The 19594-nt window shown below is 63.4% G+C and carries 17 protein-coding genes; 7 read left to right on the forward strand and 10 right to left on the reverse strand.

Annotation, left to right across the window (positions count from 1 at the left end):
* Positions 1-16 precede the first annotated feature (16 nt).
* The 4 genes from BQ8482_RS35840 to BQ8482_RS35855 are packed head-to-tail and all read left to right on the forward strand — an operon-like array spanning position 17 to position 7019.
* A complete protein-coding gene (locus tag BQ8482_RS35840) occupies positions 17-2470 on the forward strand; it encodes a GcvT family protein (RefSeq protein WP_123152083.1) in 2454 nt (817 codons plus the stop codon).
* Complete coding sequence (locus tag BQ8482_RS35845) at positions 2467-3366, forward strand: homocysteine S-methyltransferase family protein (RefSeq protein WP_123151829.1); 900 nt, start codon at positions 2467-2469, stop codon at positions 3364-3366. Before BQ8482_RS35840 ends, BQ8482_RS35845 begins: the two co-directional genes overlap by 4 nt.
* Entirely contained in the window at positions 3367-4548 is a 1182-nt protein-coding gene (locus tag BQ8482_RS35850; protein WP_123151830.1) for a pyridoxal phosphate-dependent aminotransferase, read from the forward strand.
* On the forward strand, positions 4545-7019 hold the full coding sequence (locus tag BQ8482_RS35855) for a GcvT family protein (RefSeq protein ID WP_165848848.1): 2475 nt from the start codon (positions 4545-4547) through the stop codon (positions 7017-7019). The genes BQ8482_RS35850 and BQ8482_RS35855 overlap by 4 nt, the downstream gene beginning before the upstream one ends.
* A gap of 208 nt (positions 7020-7227) precedes the next feature.
* Here BQ8482_RS35855 and BQ8482_RS35860 read toward each other — a convergent pair whose 3' ends face one another.
* Genes BQ8482_RS35860 through BQ8482_RS35890 form a run of 7 tightly spaced genes read right to left on the reverse strand, consistent with a single transcriptional unit; the run spans position 7228 to position 13784 of the window.
* Positions 7228-7815: an NAD(P)H-dependent oxidoreductase gene (locus tag BQ8482_RS35860; protein WP_123151831.1), complete on the reverse strand. Its 588-nt coding sequence runs from the start codon at positions 7813-7815 to the stop codon at positions 7228-7230.
* Positions 7815-8396: an NAD(P)H-dependent oxidoreductase gene (locus BQ8482_RS35865; protein WP_165848849.1), complete on the reverse strand. Its 582-nt coding sequence runs from the start codon at positions 8394-8396 to the stop codon at positions 7815-7817. The genes BQ8482_RS35860 and BQ8482_RS35865 overlap by 1 nt, the downstream gene beginning before the upstream one ends.
* Positions 8396-9793 carry an FAD-binding oxidoreductase gene (locus BQ8482_RS35870; protein WP_123152085.1) on the reverse strand — a complete coding sequence of 466 codons (1398 nt, stop codon included), beginning with the start codon at positions 9791-9793 and terminating at the stop codon, positions 8396-8398. Before BQ8482_RS35870 ends, BQ8482_RS35865 begins: the two co-directional genes overlap by 1 nt.
* Positions 9793-11100 carry a cytosine deaminase gene (locus BQ8482_RS35875; RefSeq protein ID WP_123151833.1) on the reverse strand — a complete coding sequence of 436 codons (1308 nt, stop codon included), beginning with the start codon at positions 11098-11100 and terminating at the stop codon, positions 9793-9795. The genes BQ8482_RS35870 and BQ8482_RS35875 overlap by 1 nt, the downstream gene beginning before the upstream one ends.
* 1 nt (position 11101) lies before the next feature.
* Complete coding sequence (locus BQ8482_RS35880; RefSeq protein WP_123151834.1) at positions 11102-11953, reverse strand: ABC transporter permease; 852 nt, start codon at positions 11951-11953, stop codon at positions 11102-11104.
* Positions 11940-12770 (reverse strand): ABC transporter ATP-binding protein, encoded by an 831-nt coding sequence (locus BQ8482_RS35885; RefSeq protein ID WP_123151835.1) that lies wholly within the window; start codon positions 12768-12770, stop codon positions 11940-11942. Before BQ8482_RS35885 ends, BQ8482_RS35880 begins: the two co-directional genes overlap by 14 nt.
* A 9-nt stretch (positions 12771-12779) precedes the next feature.
* Positions 12780-13784, reverse strand: coding sequence for an ABC transporter substrate-binding protein (locus BQ8482_RS35890; RefSeq protein ID WP_123151836.1), 1005 nt, complete (start codon positions 13782-13784; stop codon positions 12780-12782).
* 253 nt (positions 13785-14037) lie between these two features.
* On the opposite strand from BQ8482_RS35890, the gene BQ8482_RS35895 reads away from it, so the two are divergent.
* Together BQ8482_RS35895 and BQ8482_RS35900 are read left to right on the forward strand one after the other, a co-directional pair.
* The gene (locus BQ8482_RS35895; RefSeq protein WP_123151837.1) at positions 14038-14442 is read left to right on the forward strand and encodes a RidA family protein; all 405 of its coding nucleotides are present in this window, start codon (positions 14038-14040) and stop codon (positions 14440-14442) included.
* 200 nt (positions 14443-14642) lie between these two features.
* A complete protein-coding gene (locus BQ8482_RS35900; protein ID WP_077383631.1) occupies positions 14643-15446 on the forward strand; it encodes a creatininase family protein in 804 nt (267 codons plus the stop codon).
* 165 nt (positions 15447-15611) lie between these two features.
* On the opposite strand, the gene BQ8482_RS35905 is transcribed toward BQ8482_RS35900, so the two are convergent.
* From BQ8482_RS35905 to cobD, 3 genes are all read right to left on the reverse strand, one after another.
* Positions 15612-16808 carry a serine hydrolase domain-containing protein gene (locus tag BQ8482_RS35905; RefSeq protein WP_208867957.1) on the reverse strand — a complete coding sequence of 399 codons (1197 nt, stop codon included), beginning with the start codon at positions 16806-16808 and terminating at the stop codon, positions 15612-15614.
* A gap of 79 nt (positions 16809-16887) precedes the next feature.
* Positions 16888-17391: a tyrosine phosphatase family protein gene (locus BQ8482_RS35910; protein ID WP_123151839.1), complete on the reverse strand. Its 504-nt coding sequence runs from the start codon at positions 17389-17391 to the stop codon at positions 16888-16890.
* Positions 17388-18443, reverse strand: coding sequence for a threonine-phosphate decarboxylase CobD (gene cobD, locus BQ8482_RS35915; protein ID WP_123151840.1), 1056 nt, complete (start codon positions 18441-18443; stop codon positions 17388-17390). Before cobD ends, BQ8482_RS35910 begins: the two co-directional genes overlap by 4 nt.
* Between cobD and cbiB the strand changes: the two genes are divergently transcribed.
* Positions 18442-19410: an adenosylcobinamide-phosphate synthase CbiB gene (gene cbiB / locus BQ8482_RS35920; RefSeq protein ID WP_123151841.1), complete on the forward strand. Its 969-nt coding sequence runs from the start codon at positions 18442-18444 to the stop codon at positions 19408-19410. The genes cobD and cbiB overlap by 2 nt on opposite strands.
* Positions 19411-19594 lie beyond the last annotated feature (184 nt).

A 19594-nucleotide genomic window follows, 5' to 3' on the forward strand; every position in this document is an offset into this window, starting at 1 on the left:
AGGTTTGGAGAAGAATATGGCCGGTTTTCCGACCACGGCACGTGTGGTGATCATCGGAGGCGGTGTTGTCGGCGCCTCCTCGCTCTATCATCTCGCCAAGGCGGGCTGGACCGACTGCTTGCTCCTGGAAAAGAACGAGCTCACCTCCGGCTCGACCTGGCATGCGGCCGGCAACGTGCCGACCTTCTCCTCGTCATGGTCGCTGATGAACATGCAGCGCTATTCGACGGAGCTCTATCGCGGGCTGGCCGACGCGGTCGGCTATCCCATGAACTACCACGTCACCGGCTCGCTCAGGCTGGCCCATACGGCCGAGCGCATGCAGGAGTTCCAGCGCGCCAAGGGCATGGGCCGCTATCAGGGCATGGACATCGATGTGGTCGGGCTCGACGAGATCAAGCGCCGCTACCCGTTCATCGAAACGCATGAGCTGAAGGGCGCGCTCTACGATCCGAGCGACGGCGACATCGACCCGGCGCAGCTGACCCAGGCGCTGGCCAAGGGCGCCCGCGACATGGGTGCGAAGATCATTCGCTTCTGTCCAGTCACCGGCGTGCGCCGCGAGAAGGACGAGTGGGTGGTCGAGACCGCGCAGGGCGAGATTCGCTGCGAGATCGTCGTCAACGCCGCCGGCTACCGTGCGGCCGAAGTCGGCAAGATGTTCGGCCGCGACGTGCCGATGATGGTGATGAGCCATCAATATATCCTGTTCGAGGAAATCCCCGAACTGGCCGCGTGGTCGAAAGAGCAAGGCAAGAAACTGCCGCTGCTGCGCGACGTCGACACCTCCTATTATCTGCGCCAGGAAAAGAACGGCATGAATCTCGGCCCGTATGAGCGCAATTGCCGTGCGCATTGGGTCGGCCACAATGACCCGATGCCTGATGATTTTTCGTTCCAGCTGTTCCCCGACGATCTCGACCGGCTGGAGGACTATCTGGCCGATGCCGTTGCCCGCGTGCCGATTCTCGGCACCGCCGGACTGTCCAAGGTCATCAACGGCCCGATCCCCTACGCGCCGGACGGCAACCCGCTGATCGGCCCGATGCCCGGCGTGCCGAACGCCTTCGAGGCCTGCGTCTTCACCTTCGGCATCGCCCAGGGTGGCGGCGCCGGCAAGGTGCTGGCCGAATGGGTGACTGGGGGCCAGACCGAATGGGACATGTGGTCCTGCGATCCGCGCCGCTTCACTTCATTCGCCGCCGCGCCGGACTATTGCGTCGCCAAGGGCATGGAGATCTACGGCAACGAATACGCCATCCAGTTTCCGCGCCATGCCTGGCCGGCTGGGCGCGACCGCAAACTGTCGCCGATCCACGATCGCATCAAGGCAATCGGCGCCTGCTTCGACGCCTATAATGGCTGGGAGCGCGCCACCTGGTACGCACAAGCCGGCGACGACGTCTCGGAAGCCGCGACGCTGACCTTCCGCCGCGACGGGCCCTGGCAGCATCGCGTCCGCGAAGAGTGCCTCGCCGTGCGCGATGCCGCCGGCATTTTGGATCTGCCCGGTTTCAGCCGCTTCAATCTCGACGGTCCGGGTGCCGCCGAATGGCTGAGCCGACAGGTTACCGGGCTGGTGCCGAAACCCGGCCGCATCGGCCTCGTCTACTTTGCCGACGACAAGGGCCGCATCGTCACCGAAATGTCGGTGGTGCGCCACGACGAGAATTTGATGACGCTGATTACCGCCGCAGTGGCGCAGTGGCATGATTTCGAGTGGCTGAAATCCCGCATGCCGAAGGACGCTTCCTTCAAGCTGATCGATCGGACGGAGGAATACGCCACGCAGATCCTCGCCGGTCCCAACGCGCGAAAAATCCTCGCCGATGTCTGCGCCGCCGACCTTGCTCTGCCCTGGCTGACGCACCAGGAGACGACAATCGCCGGCCGTTGGGCAAGGCTTATGCGTGTGTCCTTCGCCGGCGAACTCGGCTGGGAAATTCACACCAAGGTCGACGACACCGCCGCGGTCTTCGACGCCGTCTGGGCGACCGGCCGGAAGCATGGCCTGAAGCCGTTCGGCATGTACGCGCTGGATTCGCTGCGGCTCGAAAAAGGCTACCGCGCCTGGAAAGGTGACCTGTCGACCGACTATTCGATCCTGCAGGGTGGGCTGGAGCGCTTTGTGAAATGGGACAAGCCGGATTTCCGTGGCAAGGCGGCACTGCAGAACGAGAAGCAGCAGGGCGTAAAGAAGCGTTTCGTCACACTGGTCGTCGAAAACCCCGGCGACTGCGATGCGCCCGCCATGTCGACGCTGTGGCATGACGGCCGGATTGTCGGCGAGACAACGTCCGGCGGCTGGGGTCATCGCATCGACAAATCGATCGCGCTCGGCATGCTGCGCGCCGATCTTACTGAGCCGGGAACCGCGGTCGAGGTCGAAATCTTCGGCGAGCGCTTCAGGGCAATCGTGCAGAAGGACGAACCGCTGTGGGATCCAAAGAACGAGAGGTTGCGCGCGTGAAGACTGTCATTCTCACCGATGGCGGCATGGGCCAGGAACTGGTATGCCGCAGCAGCTCCGAACCCACCCCGCTATGGTCGGCCAGGGTGCTGATCGACGAACCGGACCTGGTGCGCGACCTGCATGCGGAGTTCATCCGGGCCGGCGCCCGCGTCATCACCATCAACACCTATTCCGCGACGCCCGAGCGGCTGGCGCGGGAGGGCGCGGAAGAGCTGTTCAAGCCGCTGCAGAAGCGCGGCATCGAGCTGGCAAGGCAAGCTCGCGACCAGGCCGGCGATGCGGCCATCGCCGGCTGCCTGTCGCCGCTGTTCGGCAGCTATGCACCGGCACTGACGATCTCCTTCCAGGATACGCTCGACATCTACCGCCGCATCGTTGCCGAGCAGGCTGACGGCGTCGATCTGTTCCTGTGCGAGACCATGGCGTCGGCCGAGGAGGCGCGCGCCGCTGTCACCGCAGCTTCGGAAAGCGGCAAGCCGGTGTGGGTGTCGTGGACGCTTGCCGATCACGGCACGCCGCGCCTGCGCAGCGGCGAAGCCATAGCGGCTGCGTTGAGCGCTCTCGACGGGCTGCCGGTCGCAGCTAGACTGATCAATTGCTGCCGGCCCGAAGCGATTGCTGCAGCACTGCCCGAACTGATCGGCCTCGGCAGTCCGGTTGGCGCCTATGCCAACGGCTTCACCTCGATTGAGGCGCTCAAGCATGGGGGCACCGTGGAGGTGCTGCACGCCCGCCACGACCTCGATCCGGATGCCTATGCCGGCCAGGCGGTCGGCTGGGTCGAGGCCGGCGCCGCCATCGTCGGCGGCTGCTGCGAAGTCGGACCGCCCCATATCGCCGCCCTGCGCGACCGGCTCGAACAGGCCGGCTACGAAATTTCGGGAGTAGCATAAATGCCCAGACCATCATCGCGCATTTCCGGCATCGTGCCTTCCGGCAAGGACGGCTGGGAGGTTCATTCCGCCGCCTGGGCGCGCAAGCAGGCCGGCGAGGACATCATCATGCTGTCGGTCGGCGACCATGATTTCGACACGCCGGCGCAGACGATCGAAGCCTGCGTGACCGCGGTTCGCGCCAGCAACCACCACTACACCCCGCTTGCCGGCATTCCGCGCCTGCGCAAGGCAATGGCCGCGGCCTCGACTGCGTGCACCGGCGTTACGACCAACCCAGATCAGGTCATCGCCACACCAGGCGGGCAGGCAGCGCTGTATGCGGCGGTGCAGGCCGTTCTCGACCAGGGCGACCATGCCATCGTGGTCGCGCCCTATTACGCGACCTACCCCAACACGTTCAGTGCAGCGGGCGCCGATTTCACGGTGGTCGAGACGCCCGCCGAGGATGGTTTTCAGCCGCGAGAAGCCGACATTCGCGCGGCGCTTCGGCCGAACACGCGCGCCATCCTGATCAACACGCCGAACAACCCGACGGGTGCTGTCTATTCGCGCCAGCGGCTTGAAGAGCTGGCGCAGATCTGCCGGGAATATGACCTCTGGCTGCTGTCGGACGAGGTCTATTGGACGCTGGGCGGTGGCGAGCACATCTCGCCGCGTTCGTTGCCCGGCATGGCGGATCGCACGCTGGTCATCAATTCGATGTCGAAGAGCCACGGCATGACCGGCTGGCGCATGGGCTGGCTGACCGGGCCCGAAGAGATGATCTCGCTGCTGACCAGCCTCAATCTGGTGACGACCTACGGCCTGCCGGCCTTCATCAGCCTCGCTTGCGCCGAGGCGCTGGAAAACGGCTACGGCGTCAAGGAAATTGCCGAACGCTATGCTGCAAGGCGCACCGTCGTCCTCGATGCCATGCGCGGCATGAACAACGTCACCGTGCGCGGCTCCGAAGGCGGCATGTATGTCATGCTCGACATCTCGGCTCTGGAGCCGGACGACGAGAAATTCGCCTGGGCTCTCCTCGACAAGAAAAAGGTCGGCGTGATGCCGGGCTCAAGCTTCGGCGAGGCGGCCGCCGGCCATATTCGCGTCAGCCTCTGCCAGCCCGAGGCGGTGCTTTTGGAAGCAGCCCTTCGGCTGCGCCGCTTCGCGTCCGGCTATCGCCGTGAGGCCGCATGAGCGCCCCGTCCCTCAAAACCATTCCGACCAGGGCCATTCCTCCCAAGGCAAGGGCTGTCATCATCGGCGGCGGTGTCTCAGGCTGCTCGGTCGCCTACCATCTGGCCAAGCTCGGCTGGACCGACATCGTGCTGCTCGAACGAAAGCAGCTGACATCGGGCACGACATGGCACGCCGCCGGCCTGATCGGCCAGTTGCGCGGCTCGCAGAACATGACGCGGCTGGCGAAATATTCGGCCGATCTCTACGTCAAGCTGGAAGCCGAGACCGATGTCCGCACCGGCATGCGCCAGGTCGGCTCGATCACCGTGGCGCTGACCGAGGAGCGCAAGCACGAGATTTATAGGCAGGCGTCTCTCGCCCGCGCCTTCGATGTCGACGTGCGCGAGATTTCGCCTGGTGAAGTCAAGGAGATGTATCCGCATCTCAACATTTCCGATGTGGTCGGCGCCGTGCATCTACCGCTCGACGGCCAATGCGACCCGGCCAATATCGCCATGGCGCTGGCCAAGGGTGCGCGTCAGCGCGGTGCGACGATCGTGGAAAATGTGAAGATCACGAAAGTCCATACCAGGGATGATCGCGTCACCGGCGTTTCCTGGACGCAGGGCGACGAGCAAGGCATGATCGAAGCCGATGTCGTCGTCAATTGCGCCGGCATGTGGGCGCGCGAGCTCGGGCGCCAGAACGGCGTCACCATCCCGCTGCATGCCTGCGAGCACTTTTACCTCGTCACCGAACCGATCCCCGGCCTGGCCCGCCTGCCGGTGCTGCGCGTGCCGGACGAATGCGCCTACTACAAGGAAGACGCTGGCAAGATGATGCTCGGTGCTTTCGAGCCGGTGGCCAAGCCCTGGGGCATGGACGGCATAAGCGAAGATTTCTGTTTCGACCAGTTGCCCGAGGATTTTGAGCATTTCGAGCCGATCCTCGAAATGGGCGTCAACCGCATGCCGATGCTGGCCAGCGCCGGCATCCACACCTTCTTCAACGGTCCCGAGAGTTTTACCCCCGACGACCGCTATTATCTTGGCGAGGCGCCGGAGCTTTCCGGCTACTGGATGGCGACCGGCTACAATTCGATCGGCATCGTCTCCTCCGGTGGCGCCGGCATGGCCCTGGCGCAATGGATCAACGACGGCGAGGCACCCTTCGACCTGTGGGAGGTCGATATCCGCCGCGTCCAGCCGTTCCAGAAGAACCGCCGTTACCTGAAGGAGCGCGTGTCCGAGACGCTCGGCCTGCTCTACGCCGACCATTTCCCGTACCGCCAGATGGCGACCTCGCGGAACATCAGGCGCTCGCCTCTCCACGAACATCTGAAGGCGCGCGGCGCCGTGTTCGGCGAAGTCGCCGGCTGGGAGCGCGCCAACTGGTATGCTAGGCCCGGCCAGGAGCGCGAATACCGCTATTCCTGGAAACGGCAGAACTGGTTCGACAACCAGCGCGACGAACATCTGGCCGTCCGAAACGGCGTCGGCCTGTTCGACATGACCTCGTTCGGCAAGATCCGCCTCGAGGGCCGCGATGCCTGCGCCTTCCTGCAAAAGCTCTGCGCCAATGACATGGACGTGGCGCCGGGCAAGATCGTCTACACCCAGATGCTCAACCAGCGCGGCGGCATTGAGAGCGACCTCACCGTCTCGCGCCTGTCGGAAACGGCCTTCTTCCTCGTCGTGCCCGGCGCGACGCTGCAGCGCGATCTCGCGTGGCTGCGCAAGCATCTCGCCGACGAGTTCGTCGTCATCACCGATGTCACCGCTGCCGAAGCCGTGCTCTGCCTGATGGGTCCGGATGCGAGGAAGCTCATTCAAAAGCTGAGCCCGAACGATTTCTCCAACGAAACCAATCCGTTCGGGACGTTTCAGGAGATTGAAATCGGCATGGGGCTGGCCCGTGCCCATCGTGTCACCTATGTCGGCGAACTGGGTTGGGAGCTTTATGTCTCGACCGACCAGGCAGCCCACGTGTACGAGGCGATCGAGGAGGCCGGCGCCGATGTCAGCCTGAAGCTTTGCGGCCTGCACACGCTGGATTCCTGCCGCATCGAAAAGGCCTTCCGGCATTTCGGTCACGACATCACCGACGAGGACAATGTGCTGGAGGCAGGCCTCGGCTTCGCAGTGAAGACCGTCAAGGGCGATTTTCTTGGCCGCGATGCCGTGCTGAGGAAGAAGGAAACCGGATTGAACCGACGGCTGGTCCAGTTCCGCCTGAAAGACCCTGAGCCATTGCTCTTCCATAATGAAGCGATCCTGCGCGACGGCAAGATCGTCGGCCCGGTCACCTCGGGCAATTACGGCCATCATCTCGGCGGCGCCATTGGGCTCGGCTACGTGCCGTGCCAGGGCGAGAGCGAGGCGGATGTGCTGTCGTCGTCCTACGAGATCGAGATCGCCGGCGAGCGCTTCGCCGCCGAGGCGTCGCTGAAGCCGATGTATGATCCGAAGGCGGAACGGGTGCGGATGTAACCTTTTTCCTTCTCCCCTTGTGGGAGAAGGTGGCCTCGCGAAGCGAGGTCGGATGAGGGGTGTTGGACGGATCGCTGCGCCGAAAAGCTAAGCGCCTCGAAACGGTTGACTTTCCCATGGCCTCGTTTCTTCCAGCACCCCTCATCCGTCTCGGCGCTGCGCGCCGATCCACCTTCTCCCACAAGGGGAGAAGGAAATTTCCGCCGGCTCAAAACCGCTCCAGCTTCGTTCGCACTTTCTCCAGGAACGCCGCCCTCGTCTTCGGTGTCGACGCATCCATCAGGTAGTGCGCCAGAAAGAACGTCCTGCAGCGGGTGGCGCAGAGCGCCCGCATGCCGCGCAGGATTGTCTTGCGTCCCGGCTGGCCGACGACGACGCTCCACCAGGTCGGTGCGCCGCAGGTCGTGATCACCCCGATCTTCGTCACATGCCTCACCAGCGACTGAATCCGCCCCTTGCCGGCCGGCAGCCGGAAGGCGACGTCGGTCGCCCAGACCCGGTCGAGCCAGCCCTTCAGCATTGCCGGCAACCCGTACCACCATGTCGGATAGATGAAGAGGATTGCCTGGGCCCAACTGAGATTTTCGATATGCGGCTTGAGCGCCGGATCCTGCGGGGCGTGTTCATTGTAGGAGCGTCGCTCGCCGCAGCCCATGACCGGATCGAAATTCTCCGCATAGAGGTCGAGCAGCCGCACCTCCCAGCCCCTCGCCTTCAGCACCTCGATGGCACTATCCCGGATCGAGGCGCAAAAGCTTTCGGGCACAGGATGGCAGTAAACCACCAAGACCCGCATCAGAACGCTTCCATGCTGGCCGCGACCTTCGCCGTGAATCTCTTCCGCGTTTCATCGGTCGACAGGTTCATCGAATAATGTGCCAGATAGGACACCGAGGCACCTGGCTTGACCGCGGCGCGCAACACACGCTTGACCAGCTTGCGCGGCGGGTCGCCCATCAGCATGGCGTGGAACCGGCTGCCGCCATAGGTGGTAACCGCCGCCAGCTTGCAGATGTTGTGCAGCGACGGCTGCACCTTGCCATTGGCCAGCTTGAACGACACGCCGGGCAGGAAGACGCGGTCGAAAAAGCCTTTCAGGATCGCCGGATAGCCGAAGTTCCACACCGGAAACGACAGCACCAGCGCCTCTGCCCGCAGCAGGCGCTCGACATAGGGCGCTGCCGGATCACCGGCGCCGCGCTCGTCATGATAGCCGAGCCGCTCGGCCCGCGTCAGCCGCGGATCGAAATTCTCGGCATAGAGATCGCAGTCGTCGACCGCGTGGCCGGCGGCCGTCAGCCGCTCGACGATCACCTTGTGCAAACCGGCATTGAAGCTGATCTCGACCGGATGGGCGTAGAGAACGAGGATGTTCATCACCCCGCCTTCTGCAACCCCTTGAACAGGAACGACTTGCCCGAGCGATAGTCGTAATCCGGGTTTTCCCAGGCGATCATCTTGCCGGGGTTGAGCAACCCTTGCGGATCGGTCTCGCGCTTGAAGGCGAGCTGCACCTCGTCCGTCTGCTTCATGCCGCCCTCTTCCAGCGTGTAGCGGTGTGGATTGAAGACCCAGCAGCCATTGTCCTCGTGGATGCGGATGATCTCGTCGAGCCGCTCGGCCGTCGTGAAGCGGACCAACGGCAGTCCGGCCACGCCGATCGCGCCGTCGAAGCGGATGAATTCGAGATGTGTCGGCACTTCGTCGCCGAAGCGGTCGATCATCGCCTTGACGTGAGCGAGATGATCCGGCGACGGGTAGCGGGTCTGCAGATATGTAATCGTCGGGTCGACCCTGATGGCGCGCAGCGTCGTGTGGTTCCAGGTCAGCTCATAGGCCGGCGGCAGGCCCTTGAGATCGGCCTCCTTGTCGGCGCGGAAGACGATCTCGCCCTTGCTGCGTCCCGTGAGGGCGACAAAGGCGGCCATCGCCTGCGGCGCGATCATGCAGACGACGATGCTTTGCTCGCGCCGGAAGAACCTTTGATGCCGCTTGAAATAGTCATAGGGGATCGGCGCGGCGATCGGCGTGATCAGCTTCGCCAGAATGCCGTCCTGGATGGCCAGGTCATTGCCGAAGCCGGCCGCATCCATGAAGTCGTCGAAGCCGACGATGACGTCGATCCAGTCGTAAGCAGCGGTCAGCGGCATCTCGACCTCGGTGATGATGCCATTGGTGCCGTAGGCGTGCATCACCTTCAGCACCTCCTCGCCGCTAAGTTCCATGATGCGAGGCTCCGCCTCCATCGTCACGGTCCGCAGCCGGATGACATTGCCGAGGTCGCGCAGGCCACCCCAGCGGATCGAGCCGACACCGCCCGAACCGCCGGCGACAAAGCCGCCTATGCTCGCCGTGTTGTAGGTCGATGGCGACATCCGCAGCTCCTGGCCGGAATGCGCGCGCGTCGCTCTGTCGATCTCGGCGAGGACCGCACCCGGTCCGGTCACGACGCGGCCGGGCGCGATCGTCTTGACTGCGTTCATCTCGGCGAGATTGAGCACGACGCCGCCGGACAAAGGCATCGCCTGCCCGTAATTGCCGGTGCCGCTGCCGCGCGGCGTCACCGGAACGCCATGCCGGTGGCAAGCGGCAAGCACACGGATCACCTCGTCTTCCGTCTTCGGTGTCACGATCATGTCGCCGGTGACATGGTCGAGTTGCTGCTTCAGCACCGGACTGTACCAGTAGAAGTCGCGGCTCTTCTGCTGGACGATCGCCGGATGGTCGTCGATCTTCAGGCCGTCGAGATCGCTTTTCAGGGCAGCCAGGTCCATCATTCCACCATCAGATCATCGAGTTCGGCATAATCGGGCAAGCGGCGTTCGATGGTGCGACCCTCGCGTACCACGATGCGATCCGATTCGGGCCGCGACAGCAATTCCGTCCAGTTCCGTCCCCTAAAGACGACGAAGTCAGCAGCACCGCCGGCGGCGAGCGTGCCGAAGCCATCGAGCCGCATCATCTGGGCTGGTGTCGAAGTCACCGCTTGCGGCCAGTCGCCGACCGGGTGATCGAAATGCAGGATGCGCGTCGCCATGCGGTAGACCTCCAGCATATCGAGATCGCCATAGGCGTAGAACGGGTCTCGGGTGTTGTCGGAGGCGACGGCCACAGGAATGCCGCGCGCCTTCATCTCGTGCAGCAGCGTTACCCCGCGCCAGCGCGGCGTGGTCTTGTCGCTGCGCCGGTCCTGCAGATAGAGATTGCACATCGGCAGCGAGACCACAGCAAGCCGCGCCTTCGCCACCTTGTCCAGCGTGTCGAGCACGTCGAGATCGGGCTGGCGTGCCAGCGAGCAGCAATGGCCGACGAGGATGTTTCCCTCAAAACCGTTCCACAGGGCCGCCTCGGCGATCTTCTTCAGCGAGATCGCCGAGATATCATCGGTCTCGTCGGCGTGGAAATCGAGGTCGAGGCCATGCTTGATCGCCTGCGCGAACACCTGGTCGAGAAGCTCTTCCAGGTCCGGCAGCATATAGGTGACGACGCCGAGCACACCCTTGGCCGCAGCGACGCGTTTGGCCAGTCTCTCGAACCATTTCTTGTCGCGTACGCCTTCGATGCCGAGCAGGCAGGCCGCCTGCAGTTCGATGCGGCCACGCCATTTCTCCCGTATCGTCTCGAACACCGGCCAGGAGATCTCTTCCTGCGGCGCGACGCTGTCGAGATGGGTGCGCAGTGCCCTGGTGCCGTGCGCGTAGGCGCAACGCAGCGAAAAATCCATGCGGCGGGCGACGTCGTCGGCGCTCCAGCGTGCAGCACGATCGGCGCCGGTGGCGTTCAGCGCGCCCATGAACGTGCCGTCCGGATTGGGTTTTCGAGGCCAGATATGGCCTTTGTCGATATGGGTGTGGCAGTCGACGAAGCACGGCATGACGATACGGCCGCCAAGGTTGATGGCGCCTGCGGGCGTATTGGACTGGCGATTCGCGACGATGCTGGAAATCCTGCCGTCGGCAATGGCTATGTCGGCGAGCGCAAACCCATCGCTGTCATAGGCAGCGGAGAGTCCCGGTGCCAGAGATGAATGAAGCCGGGCGTTGGTGAGATGATAAGGACCAGAGGCCGGTATCTCGAACATTTCATCGCTCCTGCTTCAGCGCGCTTTCATGCCAGCGCCGCAGGATCAGATGCGAGATCAGCGACAGCACCAGGAAGATCAGAATGCCGGTGAACGAGATCAGGATCAGCGCCGCGAACAGCCGCGGTGCGTTGAGCCGGTAGCCGGCCTCGATGATGCGCGAGGCAAGCCCCGACGACTGGCCGGTGGCCCCGGCGACGAACTCCGCCACCACCGCGCCGATCAGCGACAGGCCGCCGGCAATCTTCAGCCCGCCGAGGAAATAGGGCATCGCCGCCGGCAGGCGCAGATAGCGCAATTGCTGCCAGCGGGTCGCGCCGTTGAGCTTGAACATGTCGCGCAGGTTGCGGTCGACGGAGTTGAGGCCAAGCGTGGTGTTGGACAGGATCGGGAAAAAGGCGACGATCCAGGCACACAGCAGGAGCTTCGTCGTCTGGTTGTCGACATAGATGTTGATCAGCGGGAAGATCGCGACGATCGGCGTCACCTGCAGGACGATGGCAAACGGGAAGAACGACATCTCGACCCATTTCGATTGCGCAAACAGCACCGCCAGCCCGACCCCGCCGATGACGGCCAGAAGCAGGCTGAGGAAGGTGATCCTGAGAGTCACCAGCAGCGAGGAGAACAGCAGCCCGGCATCGTCAAACAGCGTTTGCAGCACCACGCCGGGGCGCGGCAGGATATATTTCGGGATGCCATTCCAGACGCAGATGCGGTCCCACAGCCAGATCGCCAGGATCATGATCGCCAGCGGCAGCACCCATCGGCCGATCCGCTCGAGCCGCTCCTGGCGCACGCGACGCGCCTCCTCGGGATCCAGGGTTACGGCAGGATGATCAATGGCCGTCATGATGCGGTCCGGCAGTTGAGTTGATGGCGCCGATCAGCACATCGGACGCCTTTCGGCAGAGCGCGGCATAGTCGGGCGAAGTGCGGAAGGCTTCGTTGCGCGGATAGGGCGCCTCGATGACGAGTTCTTTGAATACCCGGCCCGGTCGGGCCGCCATGACAACGACGCGGTTAGAGAGGAAAACGCTTTCGAAGACGCTGTGGGTAACGAAGACGACGGTAAAACGCTCGTCCTGCCACAGTTCCAGAAGATCATTGTTGAGCTTGAAGCGGGTGATCTCGTCCAATGCCGCGAACGGCTCGTCCATCAAAAGCACGCGCGGCTTGGTCACCATGGCGCGGGCGATCGAGACGCGCATCTTCATGCCGCCGGACAGCTCGCGCGGCACGGCATTCTCGAATCCGGTCAGGTGGACCCGCGCCAGCATCTCCATCACGACAGGCGCAGCCTTGGCCCGCGACACGCCCTTCAGCCGGAGCGGCAGCCAGACATTGTCGAAGACATCGGCCCAGGGCAGCAGCGTCGGCTCCTGGAAGACGAAGCCGATATTCGAGCGGTCGACAGAGCTGCTGCCGCGCCAGTCGAGCAGGCCGGAGGTCGGCGTTGCAAGACCCGCAATGAGGCGCAAGGCCGTCGACTTGCCGCAGCCGGACGGGCCGAGAAGGCTGAGAAAGTCGCCTTCCCGGATCGTCAGGTCGACGGCGCTGAGCGCTGTCACGCCATTGGAAAAGACCTTGCCGACGCCGCGCAGCGCGAGCAGCATCGGACCCTTGCCCGATGCGCTCGCCGGCGCTTGCGCCACTTTTTCCTGCATCATGCCTGGGCGCTATTTCTTCAGCTCGATCCCGACGCCCTTGTTGACGAAGGCCAGCGTGTAGGACTTTTTGATGTCGACGCCGGCCGGCACGACCTTGGCCTTGACCATCTTGTCGTAGAAGCTCTGGATGCGCGCGTCAGTCATCGCGCCGATACCGAGTTTTTCGGTGTCGCCGGAATCGACGATGCCGAATTTCTTCATCTGCTCGATCGAAAACGCGATCTGCTCGTCGCTGATGTCGGGGTTGTCCTTCTTGATCGCGGCGTTGGCGGCAGTGTTGTCGCCGTAGAGATAATTGTACCAGCCCTTGGCCGAGCCATCGACGAAGCACTGAACCACTTCCGGCCGCTTGTCGATCGTGGCCTGCATGGTCTCGATCGTCGTCGCATAGGTGTCGAAGCCGTAGTCGGCGAGCAGGAACAAATTGGGCTGGAAGCCGCCTTCCTTGGCGACGGCATAGGGCTCTGAGGTCACGTAGCCTTGCTGGATCGATTTTGGATTGGCGATGAAAGGTGCGGGATTGAAAGTGTAGGGCACGCGCTTGGCCGGATCGAAGCCGAATTCCGTTACCATCCATTGGAAGAAGCTCTGTGCACCTTCGTCAGCGATGATGTACTGGTCCGCGTTCTTCAAATCTTCCCATCTGTCGAGCCCCTGACCTGGATGGGCCATGATCACCTGCGGCTCTTTCTGGAAGGAGGCGGCGACCACGCGCAGCGGAATCTCCTGCTGAACGGCGTCGAAGGCCTGCAGCATGTTGCCGCCCATGTAGAAGTCTATCTTGCCGGCGAGCAGCAGCGGCCGACCGCTGACCTGCGGGCCACCTTGCATGATCGTTACGTCGAGCCCGCAAGCGGCATAGGTGCCATCAGCGGCCGCCTGATAGTAGCCGCCGTGCTCGGCCTGGGCGAGCCAGTTGGTGCCGAACGTGACTTTTTCATTTGCTGCCGCGCTCAGCGTGCTTGCGGCAAGCAGCACGATCGCGCCCACCGAAATCTTAAGTTTTCCGTCCATCCACACCACCCTCTGTTGGCTCCGGCGCGCCACGCACCGGGCTCGACACCATCGATTCAAGAAGCAAGACACATGCCATCGCCGAGACCGCCCGCCTGCGCAACGGTGGTGCGCGAAGGCCGGACGGTCATGCTGTACCGAAGGCATCGTGCCTATTTTTTGAACGCCTGTCCACAATCGCCCTGATAACATGCACTGCATCTTGAAGGGGCCGCCAATCCGGCTTTAAGCTGGCGGCAGACTGGAGATTGTCGTGTTCAAATTCCTCACGCCGAAGTCGATCAAGCCGCCCTTCGCCCGCTACAGCCATGGCGTCGAGGTGCCTCCCGGCAAGAGGCTGGTGCTGTGTTCGGGCCAGGTCGCCATCACTCCGGACGATCAGATCCCGGAGGATGCCGGCGCGCAGGCCGAACTCTGTTTTCAGAACATCGCCGCGATTCTCGGCGAGGCCGGACTTGGACTCTCCGACATCGTCCGCATCAACGCCTATGTCACCGACCACGCCTTCCTGCGGCCCTATATGGACGTCCGCGACCGGTTGTTCACCAGCCAGGCGCCGGCTTCGACGCTGATGATCGTGTCCGGTTTCGCCCGGCCGGAATTCAAGGTCGAGATTGAGGTCATCGCGGCAGGGCAAGGAGCGCTGGCCGAAGGCTGAGAATCGACAGGCCAGCGATCTCAAGTTACACGACAAATGCTGGTGCTGCCCCTCATCCGCCTGCCGGCACCTTCTCCGCGTTAGTGATTGGGAGAAGAGGCTGGCCGCAACACTGGCGATCCCCTCTGCCCGTCCTTTACGGGGAGAGGGCAAGGGTGAGGGGCAGCGCAGACGCGTATTCAGTCTCTTCGAGGTTCAAAATGGCCGGAACAAAAAAACGCGTGTGGTGGGGCGATTACCGGACCACCGAATACGCCACCGTCGATCCGGAGGCGACGATCGCCGTCCTGCCGGTGGCGGCGATCGAACAGCACGGGCCGCATCTGCCGGTTTCGACCGACACCTCGATCATGAACGGCATGCTGGAAACGGTGATCGCTCGCCTGCCCGGCGATCTCGACATCCGCATCCTGCCGGTCCAGGCGGTGGGCAAGTCGAACGAGCATCTGCATGCACCGGGAACGCTCACTTTGCCGGCGGCGACCTTGATCGAAGCCTGGACCGAGCTTGGCCTGTCGATTGCGCGGGCCGGCGTCAGGAAACTGATCGTCGTCAACTCGCATGGCGGTAACGAGGAGATCATGGGCATCATCACGCGCGAATTGCGCGTGCGCGCCAAAATGCTGGCGGTGAAGACGAGTTGGCAGCGCTTTGGCCGGCCGGCCGGCATGTTCACCGAGCTCGAGGACCGTCACGGCATCCATGGCGGCGACGTCGAGACCTCGCTGATGCTGCATTTCCGGCCGGAACTCGTCGACATGGCCAAGGCCGACAATTTCATTTCCAACGTCGCTCGCGCCGAAAAGGAGTTTTCGCTGCTGCGCCATACGGGAACGCACGCCTTCGCCTGGATCGCCACCGATCTCAACCCGAACGGCGTGGTCGGCGACGCCGGCATTGCAGCAGCCGAAAAGGGCCGGCTGACCGCCGAGCATCAGGCCGACGGTTTCATCGGCCTGATCAGAGATGTGAGAAAGGCCAAGCTCGCCGACTGGCTGACCTAGAGCAATTCCAGGAAAAGTGTGAAACGGTTTTCCGTCCGGAATTGCGTCAAACAAAGAGTTAGAGCGGTTCATCGTTTCCGTGAAACGATGAACCGCTCTAGGTGTTTGATCCCAACAGCTCAGGCCTCGCTCACGAGGGGCGATTCCATTCGCGCGCGAGGGTCCTCACTTCACCTCTTGAAGCGGCGACACCGTGTAGATTTCGTCCAGTATCTTCACCATCAAGGTGTTGGCGGTCGCCTGGCCGTCGAGCGCGAGAGTCAGGTTGGTCCATATGACCAGGGTGACGTCATTAGCCGGATCGTAGCCCATGAAGGACTGGTAACCGGGCATCTCGCCTTCGTGATAGTAGATTTCGTTAGGCCCGAAGGTCAGCGTGAGGATGCCATAGCCGTATTTTTGCATGGCAGGTTCGCCCGGCTCCGGCGCCTCAGGGCTTGCTAGCCACTGCCGCTGGAAGTCGGCATTGAAGAGCTTGCCCCCGACCAGCGCGCGCATCCAGGTCGCGAGGTCATCCGCGGTGGAGATGACTCCGCCAGCCGCAAAATAGGCGGACGGATTCTGCCATGTATCGTCGTTGGGTTTGAGCGTTCCCGCCCTGGCCGCAGCCTGGAGGTCGTCCGGATAGGGCGAATCAGCCAGGGCGTACGAGGTACTGCCGTAGAGGTAGCCGTTTGAGTATGGCTCGGGGATGTCGTTCGACGTGGCCGGCGGCAACGCCGTGTTCTTCATGCCGAGCGGCCCGAACAGACGGTCCCGGAAGATGGTCGAGAGCGGCTTGCCGTCGATCTTCTCGGCAACAAGGCCGAGCAGATAGTAGTTGGTGTTGTTGTACTCGAATTCGGCACCCGGCGCGAAGTCCGGCGGCCGTTTGAACGCCATGCCGAGTACTTCGTCAGCGGTCCATACCCTGTAAGGTTCCTTGTCCAGGCTTTCGGCAAGTTCCGGCGCATTGGTGAAGTTAGGGAGGCCGCTCCGCATTGTTATGAGCTGCCGAATGGTGATCTCGTCGCCGTTGGGAACGCCCTGGACGTATTTCGAGATCGGATCAGCGAAACTCAGTTTCCCTTCCTGCACCAGTTGCACGATGACAGCGGCGGTCATCGTCTTGGTGTTCGAGGCCGCACGGAAGTGGGTATCGGCGCGCGGCGGGTTCGTGGCACCCAGTTCAGTCGTACCGTAGCCGAAGACGAGGTTGCCCCGCGGAGTCGTGAGCAAAACCATGGCACCGGGCAGCATAAGTTCCTTGGCCAAACCTTCGACGGTGGCTTGGAGCGCTGCCAGGTCGATCGACTTGAGAGCCGGCATGGACGCGGCCGTGGCGCTGCCTGTCGCGCAGACCACGCTAACAAAGATGGCCAAAATTCTCCCGATCATCATTCGCCCCCTTTGGCCGCGTCCTAGAACTCCTACGCACTTTTCCTGAAATTTGTTTTTAGGCTCAGATTCTCAATTCGAACGGCGTGCCTTCGAAAGCATCCGCGCCGCGCCCGATCGCCTGGATCGCTTCGATCATCCGGCCGTTGCGATCAAGCAGCGTGTCGGCCACCGAAATCAATCGCGGATTGGGTGTTGCCGAGGGCGACAGCGCGCGCAAAGTCTCAGCCAATTCGACCTCGTCGCGCTTCGGCGCCAGTGCTGCCGCAATGATGTAGGCCGAGGCGGTCGACCGGCTGATGCCGGCATAGCAATGCACGACCAGCGGCCTTGCACGATCCCATCGGCGCGCGAAATCGAGCAGGTTGCGGACATGCTCCTCGCCCGGCATGGTCATGCCCTCTTGCGCCACGGCAATGTCGTGCATGACCAGATGCAGATGGTTTTCCCGGGAGATCGAGGCCGGGCGCGTCACTTCGGTACCGGCGGCCAGCAGAGAAAGCAGCCACTCGGCGCCGGTCTTCGCGACTGTTTCCTCGATTTTCGACAGCGAACAGACATGGATCATTGTTTGATCTCCTTGGCGTCATCGTCGCGCTGTTGCGCCCAGTCGGCAAGAGCCGATTCGAGCCGCTGCCATTCCTCGTCGCCGCCCGGCAGCCCGGCGCGCAGCACATGCGGACGGTCGGAGAAATGGCGAAGCAGGATGCCGCGCTCGCCAAGCACCGAAAACAGACCGGCGGCGTCCGACAGCCTGATATAGCGGAACAGCGTGGTGCCGCCGGCAACAGCAACGCCGAAGCGGCCGAACAGCGCATCGACCCGCGCGGCATCCTCTGCCAGACGGCGCCGCATTTCGGCCTGCCAGCCGCTGTCGGCAAGCGCGCGGAGCCCATATTCGAGCGCCGGTCCGGCAACCGCCCACGGCCCGAACTGCGCCTCCAGCCGTTCGACCGTCAGCGCGTCGGCCAGTGCAAAGCCAAGCCGCAGGCCGGCAAGACCAAAGAACTTGCCGAAGGACCGCAGCACGACAACGCCACCCTGGCCGACATCGCCGGCCAGGCTTTCCGCGCGCGGGCCGACATCCATGAACGCCTCGTCGACGACCAGCAGACCGCCTCTGGCGCGCAATTTTCCGGCAAGCTCAAGCAGCCTCTTGCGTGCGATGACGCGCCCGTCCGGATTGTTGGGGTTGACGACGATGGCGAGGTCGGCTCCTGCCAGGGCCTCGAAATCGTCGACCTCCATCACCGCATGACCGACGATCGCCGCCGCCCGCTGATGTTCGGCATAGGTCGGCCCGAGCACCAGCGCCTTGCCGGGGCTCGCCAGCGAGGCGACGCGCGGCAACAGGATCTGCGTGCCCGGCGCGGCCACCACATTCGCTGCCGATGGCGCGCCGTAGGCGCTTGCCGCAACGTCGGCCAGATCACGGACCCGCGCAGCTTCCGGCAATCTTGACAGAGCGGTGGCGGGCAACTCAAAAAACGGGTAGGAGTGCGGATTGATACCGGTCGAGAGGTCGACAAAGGGCTGCGGCGCATTGGGAAAAAGCGCCATCGCCCGGCCAAGGCTTCCGCCGTGATCCAACACTGCCGCCGCTCCATCAAGAGACTTCATGTCGATCCTGATCGCTTTCCTGTCACTGGTTGTTGAATTCGCTGTCGGCTACCCGGGCTGGCTGCTTGGCGCCATCGGCCATCCCGTCACCTGGTTCGGCAGGCTGATATCCTTTCTCGACCGCAGGCTCAACCGCGCCACTGATTCCGACGCCGTCCGTCGTCGGCGCGGCATTGATGCACTGCTGATCATCGTGCTGGTGCCGGCCACCATCGCTTTCGCGGTTGAAACCGTGCTTTCGGGCATTCCAGCCGGACTGGTCCTCACGGCAATTCTGGCGACATCGCTGCTGTCGCAGAAGAGCCTGGCCGAGCATGTCGAGGCGGTGGCCGACGGGCTCGACAATGGCGGACTCAAAATCGGCCGTGCTGCCGTCTCACGGATCGTCGGCCGCGATCCGGAAAAGCTCGACAGAGCCGGCGTCTGCCGCGCGGCGATCGAAAGCCTGGCCGAGAATTTTTCCGACGGCGTCGTCGCGCCTGTCTTCTGGATCGGCGTCGGCGGGCTGGCCGGCGGCGTCGCCTACAAGGCCGCCAACACCGCCGATTCGATGATCGGCCACCGCACGCCGCGCCACGAGGCCTTCGGCCGGGCGGCGGCGCGCTTCGACGATCTGATCAACCTGCCGGCGTCGCGACTGACCGCACTGCTCATCGTGCTGGCCGCCTTCCTCGTCAAAGGCGCCGATGCCGGTAACGCCTGGCGCACAGTGCTGCGCGACGCGAAGAAACACCGCTCGCCCAACGCCGGCTGGCCTGAGGCCGCGATGGCCGGCGCGCTCGGCCTGGCGCTAGCCGGGCCGCGCTCCTATGACGGCGTCATGGTCGACGATGCGTTCATGGGCGAAGGCGGCCACCGCGATGCCGAGAGCGCCGATATCCGACAGGCGCTGAAACTCTACCGGGTTGCCGATTTTCTGCTGATCGCGCTGTTCGGCTTGCTGTCGGTGATCGTCATCGCTGCGTGACGTCCAGTCCAGACCTGCAACGCGGCCGGTCGACATCGGCTGAAACAAAAAACCCGCCTCGGAGGCGGGTCGCTGGGGCAAATCAGCAGCATATTCATTTCAATAGCATAACTGCCGGCACAAAGCAAGAACAAAATAGGAAGCCTTCAGCCTTGGAGGTTGGTAAGCCGAGACGGAGAGGGGG

Source organism: Mesorhizobium delmotii, assembly GCF_900149755.1.
Taxonomy (GTDB): Bacteria; Pseudomonadota; Alphaproteobacteria; order Rhizobiales; family Rhizobiaceae; genus Mesorhizobium; species Mesorhizobium delmotii.

What these genes read in the sequence shown, in the direction of transcription:
- BQ8482_RS35840 (WP_123152083.1), top strand. Translation starts at nt 17, where the DNA reads ATGGCCGGTTTTCCGACCACGGCACGTGTGGTGATCATCGGAGGCGGT.
- BQ8482_RS35850 (WP_123151830.1), top strand. Translation starts at nt 3,367, where the DNA reads ATGCCCAGACCATCATCGCGCATTTCCGGCATCGTGCCTTCCGGCAAG.
- BQ8482_RS35855 (WP_165848848.1), top strand. Translation starts at nt 4,545, where the DNA reads ATGAGCGCCCCGTCCCTCAAAACCATTCCGACCAGGGCCATTCCTCCC.
- BQ8482_RS35860 (WP_123151831.1), bottom strand. Translation starts at nt 7,815, where the DNA reads ATGCGGGTCTTGGTGGTTTACTGCCATCCTGTGCCCGAAAGCTTTTGC.
- BQ8482_RS35865 (WP_165848849.1), bottom strand. Translation starts at nt 8,396, where the DNA reads ATGAACATCCTCGTTCTCTACGCCCATCCGGTCGAGATCAGCTTCAAT.
- BQ8482_RS35870 (WP_123152085.1), bottom strand. Translation starts at nt 9,793, where the DNA reads ATGGACCTGGCTGCCCTGAAAAGCGATCTCGACGGCCTGAAGATCGAC.
- BQ8482_RS35875 (WP_123151833.1), bottom strand. Translation starts at nt 11,100, where the DNA reads ATGTTCGAGATACCGGCCTCTGGTCCTTATCATCTCACCAACGCCCGG.
- BQ8482_RS35880 (WP_123151834.1), bottom strand. Translation starts at nt 11,953, where the DNA reads ATGACGGCCATTGATCATCCTGCCGTAACCCTGGATCCCGAGGAGGCG.
- BQ8482_RS35885 (WP_123151835.1), bottom strand. Translation starts at nt 12,770, where the DNA reads ATGATGCAGGAAAAAGTGGCGCAAGCGCCGGCGAGCGCATCGGGCAAG.
- BQ8482_RS35890 (WP_123151836.1), bottom strand. Translation starts at nt 13,784, where the DNA reads ATGGACGGAAAACTTAAGATTTCGGTGGGCGCGATCGTGCTGCTTGCC.
- BQ8482_RS35900 (WP_077383631.1), top strand. Translation starts at nt 14,643, where the DNA reads ATGGCCGGAACAAAAAAACGCGTGTGGTGGGGCGATTACCGGACCACC.
- BQ8482_RS35910 (WP_123151839.1), bottom strand. Translation starts at nt 17,391, where the DNA reads ATGATCCATGTCTGTTCGCTGTCGAAAATCGAGGAAACAGTCGCGAAG.
- cbiB (WP_123151841.1), top strand. Translation starts at nt 18,442, where the DNA reads ATGTCGATCCTGATCGCTTTCCTGTCACTGGTTGTTGAATTCGCTGTC.
- cobD (WP_123151840.1), bottom strand. Translation starts at nt 18,443, where the DNA reads ATGAAGTCTCTTGATGGAGCGGCGGCAGTGTTGGATCACGGCGGAAGC.